Source organism: Chitinophaga sp. (assembly GCF_036569185.1).
GTDB lineage: Bacteria > Bacteroidota > Bacteroidia > Chitinophagales > Chitinophagaceae > Chitinophaga.
This window is the reverse complement of record NZ_DATCRD010000053.1, coordinates 37,855-50,691: the sequence shown is the minus strand read 5'-3', so window position 1 is coordinate 50,691 and position 12,837 is coordinate 37,855. Positions and strand designations below refer to the sequence as shown.

Genomic DNA, 12,837 nt, shown 5'->3' with positions numbered 1-12,837 from the left:
CACATCCATATGGTAATGCATACGACTGGCTGCAGTTTATAGGCGCTGAAAATAAGCAAGGCAACATTACCGCCACGGAATGCCAGGAAATTATCCATAAGCTGAACCTGAAAAGTTTTGAAAGCGGGTATAAAATACTGGTGATGTGGATGCCCGAATACCTGGGCAATGAAGGGAACCGCCTGCTGAAGTTAATTGAAGAACCGCCACAGAACACCCTTTTCATTCTGGTGGCAGAAAACCAGGAACAGATACTGGCCACCATCTTATCAAGAACACATCTTATCAAAATAAACCCGCTGGCTAAAGCCGACCTGGTAGCTGCACTGGAACAGAAAAATAATGTTCCCGCAGCAAAAGCCCGGCAGATGGCTACTATTACTGCCGGCAATTACCGTGAAGCCCTTTACTTGTTGCAGCATTCGGAAGACGACTATCATGAATTGCTCAGGAGCTGGCTGAACCACCTTTTCACCGGTAACCGGGCAGCCCTGCAGGAATGGATAGAAAATATTTCCAGCGCCAAAACGGGCAGGGAAAACCAAAAACAGTTCCTCCGCTATTTTATTAACCTGCTGGAACATACCCTGCGCCTGCAATATCTTGATAAAAACCAGCTGGCCTTCTCCCCGGAAGAAATGGACTTTGCCGCCAAACTGGCCAAGCTGGCTAATCTTGACCAGATGCAGGAAATTGCCGATGCCCTTAACAATGCCAGCTACTATATAGAACGTAACGCCAACGGGAAAATGCTATTTCATGCCCTGTCTCTCAAGCTACAATATATATTTAAAAAGAAACCTTTACCGGTTATGTAATAACCACCTGCTTCCTGTGGGTCTTATCGGCTGCTTTTCCCTATCTTTGTTGCTTCCGGCCTTTTGTTTTTCTGAAAGGAAAAACGTATTTTGAAGAACTGGAATAACCTGAAATGCTTATTTATAAAATTTAAACTAATTAATAATATGGCTTGTGCCGGATGTGGTACGGGTGTGGAAGGGAAGCCGTCAGGATGCAAGAGTAATGGAGGATGCAGCACAGGAGGTTGTAACAGACTGAACGTGTTTGACTGGCTGTCCAATATTCCCCTTGGTGATAGCTTAGCACCATTTGACATTATAGAGGTAAGTTTTAACAATGGCAGCCGCAAGGACTTTTTCCGTAACGTAACCAAACAATTCTTTGATAAAGGAGAGATGGTTACAGTAGAAGGAGTTAGCGGATTTGATGTTGGAACAGTAAGCCTGACAGGCGAACTGGTAAAACTACAAATGAAGAAGCGACGCGCTGAAGACACACCCGAAGTAAAAAAAGTGCTGCGGCGTTCCACGAACGACGACCTGCAGCGAATGAACGACAACAAGTCCCGCGAGAAAGAGGCGCTCATAAAATCCCGGGCCCTCGCGCGCAACCTCGGGCTTGAAATGAAACTGGCAGAAGTGGAAATACAGGCCGATGGCCGTAAAGCCACTTTCTTCTACACTGCGGATGATCGCGTTGATTTTAGAGAACTGATCAAAGTATATGCCTCTGAATTCAGGGCCAAGGTGGAAATGCGCCAGATAGGCGCCCGCCAGGAAGCCGGAAAAGTAGGCGGTATAGGCAGTTGCGGCCGGGAGTTATGCTGCTCCACATGGCTGTCTGATTTCAAAAGCGTGAATACCACTGCGGCCCGGTACCAGAACCTTTCTATCAACCAGGCGAAGCTATCCGGACAATGCGGCCGTTTGAAATGCTGCCTCAACTATGAGCTTGATACCTACCTCGATGCACTGAAAGATTTCCCCGAAGATGCAGATAACATTGAAACTGCCGGTGGCGTTGCCCACCTGCAAAAACGGGATATTTTCAAAAGCCTCATGTGGTATTCTTATGAAGGCAGCAACAAACAGTATCCGCTTACCATTGCCAGGGCAAAGGAAATACGGCAGCTGAACAGGCAGGGTATTAAACCGGACGACCTGAAACCGGTGGAAGTGGTAACAGCCAAACCCAAAGAAGCGGATCTGGGATACGCAGATGTAGTGGGATTAATCAGTCTGAAATCTCTCGAAAAAACAGCACAGAAACGTAAACAGAAAGATAAAGACAAACAAAGGCAGCAAAGGAACGGAGAACGCGCAGAACGCGGCGAGCCAAAACAAGCCCAGGCTCAGCCAAGAACCGACGCTCCGAAAGGAGGCCAAAAACCGGATAACCGGCAGTCTTCCGAACGTAAACCGAAGCCAGACAACCGCCATCAGCGGCAACAAGGTGGAGGCCAGCCTAAACAGGGACGCGAACAACAACCCCGTAATGAGCAACGCCAGGAACAAAGGCAACAGGCGCCAAAGCAACCAGGTCAGCAGCCGGCGCAACCAGGCCTGCCCGGCGGACAGGGAGCTACCAATCCTAAACAGGACCGGCGCCCACCACGGCATAAACACCGGCCACATAATCCTAACAAGAACAACAATCCTGAAAAAGGACAATAAATAAAACAAAAAAGACAACCGGCCTGGTTGTCTTTTTTGTTTGCATACTGCAAGCTTTTCTTATAAAATAAAAGGCCGCCCAGACGAGGCAGCCTTTGTTAACAATTGGTTTTTGCTTATGAGAAAACTTAAAAAATGCTATCTTATATCTCTTCACAAAATCAATCACACAGGCGCCTCTACCGGCTATTACACCGCCTTACGCTTCATTTTCAAACAGTAATTTATAATAGTTCATGTTAGTGGCCTCATCAAAACCGCGCTCAATCATCTCACGGTTACCATGAATATACACATGAAAGTTACGATCCAATTTCAGAATGCTCTTAAATACTTTCTGCTGTTTTTTTACAGCAGGTGCAGATATTTCAAATTCGTCAGGGATATCTTGTTGAAAATGACTCGCATATTCATTTCGGTACTCTTTAAAAGAAGCGATGGCGTCGGGATGACCCAGTACTTCTTTTGCAAAATCATCCAGTTGGAATTGCTCTTTTTCTTTAAAATAAGCGGCTGATTTATTTAACAGATCTACCTGGTCTACTCTGTCCATCTCATATTCGGTTGGCAATTTGTTGTGTATAAACTGTTTACACATGTCCACCGCTGTTTCTGTCTGATGGTAACTATCTTCCCGGCGCTGTACCTGTAAAAATGCATCCCTCCAGTATACCGCCTCGGCTTGTTTGCTGTTACTATCTACTATACTTACCTTAAAACCTTCGGATTCTTCCGTATTAAAAACAAGACAACCTTTGTCGAGCTTATTAATATTTATACCGTCCTCATAATTTACCTGGTAATTTTCATCCGCCAGGAATACTTTCAAATACGTGTCGCGGTTCTCCGACTTAAAAATGCCTATCGCTTCTACCTCTTCACCATCTACCTGGCACTTGCTAAAGTAGGCTATATAAAGCTCTCCCCCTTTGATTTTAGGATGGGTGGAATGTTTATATAGATGTTTGGCAATATTGACCGACTGCTCCTGGAATTCATTTTGGTCAGTAAATATACGTCGACAATATTGAAATATTTCATTCAATTGCAGATCTGCGTCATGACGGAACCTGAAATACTCTGCTGCACTGGCAAACGGCTGAATAAAATATGTTACCAATAACTGGCTGATCGTTTCATCCTCCAGCTGCAAAGGCGCCTTGGAACAGAGCAGGGCCTCGTCGTTAGTGGGATTCCCTACCTTGTGTATCGTTAGTTGCGCCAAATCTTTAAACTCCGAAACATGGATCATGGGCGCAAAATTAATAAATTAGTTGACAGGCAACAGAACCGTTTTCCCCGGTAATTATTTCTTGATAATTTCATTACATACCCTATCCCCCATCCATATACGCTGAAAATTCTGGAATAGTTCCTTAATTTAAAGTTTCAAAACAAAATGAACATGAGAAAATATATTTGCCTGCTGATAATGGCCGCCGGATACGGCCTCCCGCTGATAGCCCAGCAAAAAAATGCAGACCGGCCTGTACATGAAACCCGCGATCTGACAGCAGAGAATATGTTTTCCGTAAACATTGAAGGACCCAATTTTGACAAAGCCGGCAATTTTTACGTTGTAAATTTTAAACAAGACGGCACTATCGGTAAAATAAATACCAAAACCGGCGCCGGCGAGATCTTTGTTACCCTTCCCGATAGCAGTATAGCCAATGGCGTTCACTTCAACAGCAAGGGAACTATGCTCCTCCCGGACTTTATCCGGCATAATGTATTAGCTGTTGATATGAAAACCAGGAAGGTCAGCACATATGTCCATTCCGACCAGTTCAACCAGCCTAATGATCTCTGCATCAACAGTAAAGACCAGATCTTTGTGAGCGATCCCAAATGGGCTGCCAACACCGGCCAGATCTGGCGCATAGACCCTGATAACCATACTCCTGTATTGCTGGAAGGCAATATGGGCACCACTAACGGCATAGAACTAAGTCCCGACGAAAAAACCCTGTACGTAAACGAAAGCGTGCAACGGAATATCTGGAAATATAAGGTGGATAGGGCCGGTAACATCTCCCGGAAAACCTTATTCGCTACCTTTCCCGATTTCGGATTCGACGGCATGAAATGCGACAAAGTAGGGAATCTCTATGTAGCCAGATGGGGAAAAGGCGTAATCGCCGTGCTATCACCCACAGGAAAACTGATCCGGGAAGTACCCCTGAAGGGGAAGCAATGCAGCAACCTGGTGTTTGGAGACAAAGACGGCAGAACTGTATATGTTACCCTGCAGGACCGGAAATGCGTGGAAACCTTCCGGGTAACAATTCCGGGCAAACGCTTTTAGAAGGCCTTCGGCCTTGTAAATTGTCTTGGAACAGGATTACGCTGATTTTACTGATTGATTACCTGGATTTTATTTTTTGGGATTTTATAAATGATTTTAAAATCCCAAAAAATAAAATCAGCGTAATCAATTTAATCCAGAGTCAGACAAAATCCGCTCTTACTTAATTATCAGCAGCCAGCCTTTATTCTTTTCTACAGGGATATCAGCGTCTTTGCCAAATACCTGCCCTTGTTGGAAATTCCGTATATCCGGTGCCGTTATCACTGCCGTCGCAGGGTCGATGCCCAGGGCCTTCCAGTCGATGGTAAGTTTAACGGTAGTATTTTCCGGCGCCCAGCTGGCAAGAGATACCAGCACTGCTCCGTTTTTCCGGTATATAGTAGCCGGTACCAAAGGATTGCTGGTTTTAACCGGGTTATTTTCCACCCAATAGCCAATCATCTTTGTTCCCTGCATTCCAAAATCATCCCATACTTTCCAGATAGGACGTGGATCTGAAGTAGCCGTCCATGGCATGCGGTTAGTCATGCCATACACCATACCCCTCCACTGGTTGCCGCCGTCCTGGAGCATTTCGCCCATCAGGCCAAACGGGATGCCGCTTACTTCCGTAAGGAAGAAAGCCGGGTCATTTTTCTCGTAATCGAAATACTCCCCAAACCAAAGCCTGTTCAGGTAAGGGAAATGCTCCATATACAGTACTGCGCTATTAATAAATCCATCAGACTTATTATACTGGTTGGCAGAATGCAGGTCAATGATCCCCGGGTGATTATCCTTTGTAAGCACACGTTTTACCCGCTTCATGGTAACCCGGTCAAACGCCACATCATCCAGGTAAATACCGTCGATGCCCACATTTTGCACCAGCCAGTTCATGCCTTCCACGTAGTAGTTATGCCAGCGGTTCATACCACTGTTGATGATAGCGGCATCTTTAAATTCCGGCACAAACCAGGCAGCGATATAATCCTTACCCACATGTTCCTGCAACCAGGAGAAGCCTCCACCTTTACCCGGGCTATACACCTCATGCCCCAGACTACGCAGCGGGAAGGTTTCCCAGGCATGATTGGAAAGCTCTCTTACCGTGTTATAGATCTTTACTTTCAGCCCACGCTGATGCGCTTCGTCAATGTAATCCTTCATCGCTTTCCATTCAATGAACGGATAGTTGATCCAGGGATTGATATCGTTGCCGTGATGTATGTTCACTACGGTGGCCCCGGTAGCCCTGATACTATCAAGGTTATTGTACTTGTGATAGAAGCGGGTAGACCACTGGAAATCGGTGTTAACAGGATGGAAAGGCGTGATGATCAGGTGGAAATTATAATACAGTACCTCTCCTTTATGCAAGGTTCTTTCACCACTGTAACTATTCACCAGTATTGATTTTCCTTTTTCTCCTATGGTGATGCCGCCTTTATCCCCATTACCCCAGGATACCGGCAGCAGCAAAGGTTTTTGGAGATAAAAATTGGTATTCAACGGGCGCACATAGTTTTCATCACGCAGGTTAAACTGGATACCTGCATTCACATCGCCTATCCATGCACCGTCCTGGTTCTTGTTTTTCACATCCCACTTCCAATCGATCTTTTCCGGGCGCACACCGCCTTTCTGGTTGAGGCCCATCATATACTTTGCCGCTCCCTTATCAAATGGAAGGTGCATGGTAATATCCTTCAGGGCTACTTCTTCCTGTGCGGTTACTTTCACGGTATAGTCGAGAAAGCCATCAAATTCGAGTGTGCCGGTTACTTCCATTTCCAGGCCGGTGGTGGTGTTCAGGGCTTTCCAGCTGATTTTTCCCGGCGTCTTTTGAGTGATTTGCCAGCCATTGCTTTGCCAGTGAAGATCCTTTCCTGTGGCGGCTCCTGTGAAATGAAAATGTACCGGTTCCGTGAAAATATTTTTAGGCTGTGTAGACAGCGAGGTCATTTCAGGTGTGAAAAACGTCTGGATCTGCGCAGGGAAGCCGTCTTTGTTGATGCCTACTTTCCGCCCAAGTAAATTGATTACACTGTCTTTCAGCTCCAGCGGGGTATACGGCGCAATCACGGCATCATCCTGCGCCAGCGTGGAGTTCAGCCATTTCAGGCGGGTCTGTTTCCACGGCTCGTTAAAGCCACTGTTCACTGCCTGTTTATTCGTTACCGTGAGGGTAATTCTTACCGGCATGGCGGGCATACCTTCGGCCCTGACGGTGGCGATTCCTTTATAAATGCCAGCTGCAGCGTTTTCCGGCACATCTATCCCGCACCACATGGCCTGTACTTTCCCGGCGGGAACATTCACTGTGGTAGAAAAGGGGTTTGCATCGTAGGTGGTACCGGTGGTATTAATACAGTTGAGCTGCGCAGCAGGAATCGTTTGCCCGGAGGCTGTTTTCAGGTCGGCAAAGGAAATCTTCACGTCTTTCATTTCCCTACGGGCATAAATGCCCAGCTGAAATGCGTAGTACTCGCCTTTATCGGCGGCGCCGGAAAACGACTGGGACGGCCCTTTCTTTATCCAGCGCAGTGGCAGGTCGTCTGTCATTTTAATGGGGAACTGCCTGTCTTCCGGGAACAACATATACCCTCCGCCAGGATGCTTCAGCAGCAATTGTTTCCGCTCCGCTTCCGTGGCAATTACTTCCATGGGATAGAAGGTATTGAAGCTGTCGATGGCTTCCAGCTGTTTCACGGTGGTATTGGGTTTTATGCCAGCGGGGATAGATTGCAGCCAGTTATTATCAGCTGTTTGTTCCGGCGCCAGGTATACGCCCTTCGGGTAGTTGTCGCGGCCCTCATTTTTAGACGGCAGGTAATAAATATAGTAGTCGCCTTTCCCCGAGGTGGGCTCAAAGCAGATATCTCCACGTTCACGGTTAAGCGCCAATGCTTTTACATTGGTCACCTTTTGCTTTGTTTTCGCGTCCTCTATAATAATACGTTTCATTTCGGGGTGCTCATCGCGGCGGCGCCAGGGTATTACTACACGGGCTACGGAACTGTTGCCGTTAAACGTAACTACAGCGCGGTGGTTACCGAGCGAGTCGGCATTCCAGTTATTATTGCCATTGGTATACTTCACTTCCTGGGCAAGTGCTATGGTCAGAAAGCTGAAAGTAAATCCTGCCAGCAGCAATCCTCTCCTGAAGTTGCGGGAAGCGTGGTTTGTCTGATACATGAAGGATAAGAAAATTTTTAAATGTTCACTGGTTATAAATTTACTACTGTTGCAGTATCTTTTCCGGAATATTTTATAAATGCAAAAGCCCCGTTGAACGGGGCCTTTCAGGATAATTTTATTGAATCGGGTTTTGCACCAGGTTAGGATCAAGCAATATTTCCTGTTCAGGAATAAAGTGTACAACCCTTGCGTCTGTATAAGATACCGTTTGCGGGTTGGTTTGAACACCCGGGTAATTGCGGTATACGTTCCGGTTGTTGCGGAACAGATCAAACACACGATGCGTTTCAAAGGCCAGTTCCAGGCGGCGCTCATCCAGCACCACATCCAGTACAGAAGCATAGCCATGCAGGTCGGATACGGAGAACAGCGCAGCGCCGCTCAGGCCTGCCCTTTTACGGATGGTGTTCACATCATCAATAGCAGCGGCGTTATTATTCAGCTTTGCATTGGCTTCTGCGCGGATCAGGTACATTTCGGCCAGGCGCAGCACCACTGGTGAGCTGAGCGTAGGCACGTTATCCTGGTTGGAATATTTCAGCACATACCATTTGGGAACCCCGTTGCGGGAAGCCATTACTTTCTGTCCGCCTGCGTTTACGGAATCCTTTCCATCAGTGCCCTTCAGGTAAACCGCCTGTACAAAGGAATTACGGGCATCCCCCGGGTATTTGTGCAACAGGTCGAGGTACGACTGTGACGCATACATTTCACCGTAACCCATGCCGCCCGGCGACATATAATACATAGAGCCAATAGAAGCCCAGGTACGGTCGTCCTGCAGTGTATGATGAATGGCAAAAATTGTTTCCTTATTATTTTCGTTGGTTTTGGTATAGTAACCGGGAAGATCAGAAGTGTTCACCAGGGTGTATTGTCCTGAAGTGATCACGGAGTCGGCATAGATACGGGCAGAATCATTTCTTCCCATATAAAGATATACCCTTGCCAGCAAAGCCATAGCGCCATATTTGGTAGCATAGCTGTTGGTATTGGAATTATCCATCAGGTCTTTTCCTTTCTTCAGGTCTGCAATTATCTGTGCATATACATCTTTTACCGTACTACGTTTAGGCATGGCAGTTATATCAAACTTTGTAACTACCGGTATGCCCAGGTTTGTTTCAGGGCTTTGTGTATAAGGCCGGCCGAAAGACCTTACCAGGCTGAAATGTACAAAGGCACGGATGAACAGGTTTTCCCCGATCATTTTATTCACCGCATCTGATTTTCCTTCCGGCATTACTTCCAGCAGTTTGTTGCAACCGTTGATTGCTTTATATCCTGCACGCCAGATCTGCAACGCATTGGCCTGATTGGTAAGGTGACCGTAAGTATAAGAATAGAAAAGCGCATCGGTGGTAGCACCGCTCAGTGCTACATCGTCGCTTGGGAACTCTCCCATCTGGAAATAATTGCGTGTAAAATTTTCTGCTTTCAGCAACGCATAATTACCTATAGTGGCTGCCGGCCATTTGGTTTCATCTTTCAGGATATTATCATCCGGAACGGCGCTGTACGGATCTTTCTTCAGCGAGCAGGAAGTTGCTACTGATAACAGCAGCAGCCCTGCAAAATATTTTGACATGTGTTTCATGATCATCTCTTTTTAGCTCCTGTTAAAAATTAATTTCAAGGCCTGCAAACCATTTGGTGCTGGACGGATACTTGATGTAGTTGATACCACGGTCATCTACTTCCGGATCCAGACCGGAGAATTTGGTTAAAGTCCACAGGTTATCGCCGCCCACAGAAATCCTGGCGCTTCCGATATGCGCGCGATCCAGCCAGGCTTTTGGCAGCGCATAGCTCAGGTTCACGTTTCTCAAACGCAGGTAGCTACCGTCTTCCAGGAAACGGGAAGACGGTTTGTGCGAGTTTTTATTCCCTTTGATCGTGTACTTTGGATGGGTGGCTACATCCCCCGGCTTTTCCCAGCGGCTCCAGTCCTTATCCAGCTGCATCATATTATAGGTATAATATGCCCCATCATTATCCATCAGCTCACGGGTACTGTTGTACACATCATTACCTGAAACAAAAGACAGGAAGGCGCTCAGCTGGAAATTTTTATAGGAGAAAGTATTGCGCATACCTCCGAAGAACTTCGGTGTGGCAGAACCCACTATCTGCAGGGATGCATCATTATAGTTGTTGGTAGTGGTTTTGCCGGTTACGTTGCCATTGGCATCGGTAATGAGCTTTTCCCACAGCGGATCTCCGTTTGCAGGGTCTACGCCGGCCCATTTGCGCATATAGAAACTACGCATATCCTGGCCCCGTTGGAGGATAAAGTAACCGCTGATCGGATCTACGATCTGGCTTTTACCGGTATATAATTCAGTAACCCTGTTTTTATTGAACCCGATATTAAAATCAGTGCTCCATTTGAATGCACCTACCAGGTTATCTGTGCTCAGATTGATTTCAAGCCCTTTGTTACGCACAGATCCCACGTTCTGTGAAATGTAGCTGTAGCCGGCAGTAGCAGGCAACGGCACATTGAACAGGAGGTCTTTATTATCTTTCTGATATAATTCTATTGTCAGGTTAATCCGGTTAAACAATCCCAGGTCGATACCAAAGTTGGTATTGTAGGCTTTTTCCCAGGAAAGGTTTGGTACATTATATACACTCTGGTAAGCGCCGGGAAACCCATTATACTGGGTATTGATCGCGTAGGCCCCGATAGCTGCATAGTCGCCTATTTCAGCATTACCGGTGGTACCGTAGCTGGCTCTTATTTTCAGGTTGGTGATTGCTTTTATCTGTTTGATAAAATTTTCTTCAGATGCTGCCCATGATGCGCCAAAAGCATAGAAGTTACCATACTGCTGGTTGGCGCCGAACTTGGAAGAACCATCCCTTCTGAAGGAAGACGTGAAATAGTATTTATAATTGTAGTTATAGTTCGCCTGTACAAAATAGGAATTAAAAGCGCGGGATATTTTTGTTCCGCCGATAGACATTGGAGAAGAAGTGCCATCCAATACTTCTACCCCCTGCAATACGCCTTTTCCTTTTGCATTGATATCATTCAGGTTAGCCTGTTGAAATTCTGCGCCCACCAGTCCGTCGATGTTATGCACTTTATTAATGGTATACCTTGCCTTCAACAGGTTGGAGCTGATATAACTGGCTGAATCCTGGTAATAGTTATACAGGTTACCGCGGTCGTCGGTACCGGAAGAAGTACGCACATCGCCATTGCTTTCCTGGTTGTAGTGGTAGTATTGTGCACGGTTGGTAGAGCTGAATGATAACCATTTGGTGATATCATACTCCAGTTTTACCAATGCTTCCAGCGACTGCCTTTTGTTTTTAATGTAGTTATACTGCTGGTCGTACAGAAAATTGGTCATATCCCTGCCGTACCAGGTAGCGGCTGTAAGCGGGTTTACCGGTTTGCCCTGGTCGTCGTAAGCCTTATCCCATGGCAAATTCGTGTAGTATTGATACAGTGAGCCGTTTGAATTATCGTGGTCGGAAGTTTGGGTTCCGGCGAAGTTGGCGCTGATACGGAATTTATCGGAGATGTTATGATCCAGGTTGAGGCGGGCGCTGAAGCGCTCTACCCCGGTGCCTTTCAGGATACCGTCTTCTTTATAGTAGTTTCCCCCGAGGTAGAATTTTGTTTTTTCGTTACCTCCGCTGGTAGATAATTCGTAGTTCTGGTTGGTAGCATTCTGGAAGGCCAGTTTCTGCCAGTTGGTATTGATATTACGGAGAGATGGATCCAGCGTGGCTCCTGCGGCTTTCTGCAAATCGTATAGCTCAGTGCCGTTCATCAGGTGAAAATGGCCGGTATTAAGCTGGGCAGTTCCTACGTTGGTGCGGAAGTTCACCTGTGTTTTGCCGGCCTTACCTCTTTTGGTGGTGATCACCATTACGCCGTTGGCTGCACGGGCGCCATACAAGGTAGTAGCGGCGGCATCTTTCAGGATGGTAACGCTTTCAATATCGCTGGGATTGGGTAGCCCGCCAATGATGCCGTCTACTACTACCAACGGGGAGTTGCCTGCAGTAAGGGTTCCGTTACCACGGATACGGATCACGGGAGCGGAAGCCGGATCGCCGGAAGTATTGCCCACAAATACACCGCTTACTTTACCCTGTAACATTTTATCCATGCTGCTGGCAGTTACGTCTTTCAGTTTGGCGCCGCTTACCGCCTGCGCTGCTCCTGTAAGATTTTTGGTGGTAGTGGTGGTATATCCCATCACCACTACTTCTTCCAGCTTCTTGGTATCCGCTTCCAGTTTAACATTGAGCTCGGAACGGCCTCCCAGTGTGATTTTCTGTTGCAGGTAACCTATATAGGAGAATACCAGTACACTGTTTTCAGAAGGCGCCTGGATAGTAAACCTACCGGTAGCATCGGTTACTGCACCAGTGTTGGTCCCTTCTACCGTTACCGTTACACCGGGCAACGGGTCTTTGGTAGCGGCATCCGTTACATACCCCGTTACTTTTACCTGTGCGGTGCCGGCAGGGGTTATTACCACCAGGTTGTTTTCCAGCACGCGGTAGGTAACATTGGAATTGTTGAAAAGCTCCCTGAGCACTTCATTGATCTTCTTATCTTTCACATCAATGGTCACTGCCTTGTTCAGATCAGTAAAATTCTCGTTATAGAAGAAGCGATAATTGCTGCTGTTTTCAATGAGTTTAAATACATCTTTCACGCTCTTGTTTTCAGCATGCAGTTCTTTTATTTTATCCTGCGCATAAGCATTAGCGGATACTTGTAAAAAACCTCCGAAAATCAGCAGGCCCGTCAATTTCATCATGAGCAATAATTTTCGCCCGGGGCAAAAAAATGCCGCCGGGTTTGCAGTGGATTTCATAAACTTGTATAGATTTTAGTTAAAC

General features: G+C 46.6%; 7 protein-coding genes. 3 read left to right on the top strand and 4 right to left on the bottom strand.

The window, feature by feature from the left end; genetic code table 11:
• The coding region (locus tag VIM72_RS04075) for a hypothetical protein (protein ID WP_332001590.1) at positions 1-818 on the top strand (818 nt) is incomplete at its 5' end.
• Between the two features lie 243 nt (positions 819-1,061).
• On the top strand, positions 1,062-2,474 hold the full coding sequence (locus tag VIM72_RS04070) for a regulatory iron-sulfur-containing complex subunit RicT (RefSeq protein WP_332001589.1): 1,413 nt from the start codon (positions 1,062-1,064) through the stop codon (positions 2,472-2,474).
• 199 nt (positions 2,475-2,673) lie between these two features.
• Here VIM72_RS04070 and VIM72_RS04065 read toward each other — a convergent pair whose 3' ends face one another.
• Positions 2,674-3,726, bottom strand: coding sequence for a nucleoid-associated protein (locus VIM72_RS04065; RefSeq protein WP_209856326.1), 1,053 nt, complete (start codon positions 3,724-3,726; stop codon positions 2,674-2,676).
• 153 nt (positions 3,727-3,879) lie between these two features.
• Between VIM72_RS04065 and VIM72_RS04060 the strand changes: the two genes are divergently transcribed.
• Positions 3,880-4,782 (top strand): SMP-30/gluconolactonase/LRE family protein, encoded by a 903-nt coding sequence (locus VIM72_RS04060; RefSeq protein ID WP_332001588.1) that lies wholly within the window; start codon positions 3,880-3,882, stop codon positions 4,780-4,782.
• Between the two features lie 159 nt (positions 4,783-4,941).
• Here the strand turns inward: VIM72_RS04060 and VIM72_RS04055 are convergent, their stop codons facing one another.
• From VIM72_RS04055 to VIM72_RS04045, 3 genes are all read right to left on the bottom strand, one after another.
• Positions 4,942-7,962 (bottom strand): glycoside hydrolase domain-containing protein, encoded by a 3,021-nt coding sequence (locus tag VIM72_RS04055; protein ID WP_332001587.1) that lies wholly within the window; start codon positions 7,960-7,962, stop codon positions 4,942-4,944.
• 118 nt (positions 7,963-8,080) lie between these two features.
• Positions 8,081-9,562, bottom strand: coding sequence for a RagB/SusD family nutrient uptake outer membrane protein (locus VIM72_RS04050; RefSeq protein WP_332001586.1), 1,482 nt, complete (start codon positions 9,560-9,562; stop codon positions 8,081-8,083).
• Between the two features lie 22 nt (positions 9,563-9,584).
• Positions 9,585-12,755 carry a TonB-dependent receptor gene (locus VIM72_RS04045; RefSeq protein ID WP_332001585.1) on the bottom strand — a complete coding sequence of 1,057 codons (3,171 nt, stop codon included), beginning with the start codon at positions 12,753-12,755 and terminating at the stop codon, positions 9,585-9,587.
• Positions 12,756-12,837 lie beyond the last annotated feature (82 nt).

Coding starts and splice junctions, on each gene's coding strand:
- VIM72_RS04055 (WP_332001587.1), bottom strand. CDS start 7,962: ATGTATCAGACAAACCACGCTTCCCGCAACTTCAGGAGAGGATTGCTG.
- VIM72_RS04050 (WP_332001586.1), bottom strand. CDS start 9,562: ATGAAACACATGTCAAAATATTTTGCAGGGCTGCTGCTGTTATCAGTA.
- VIM72_RS04065 (WP_209856326.1), bottom strand. CDS start 3,726: ATGATCCATGTTTCGGAGTTTAAAGATTTGGCGCAACTAACGATACAC.
- VIM72_RS04060 (WP_332001588.1), top strand. CDS start 3,880: ATGAGAAAATATATTTGCCTGCTGATAATGGCCGCCGGATACGGCCTC.
- VIM72_RS04045 (WP_332001585.1), bottom strand. CDS start 12,755: ATGATGAAATTGACGGGCCTGCTGATTTTCGGAGGTTTTTTACAAGTA.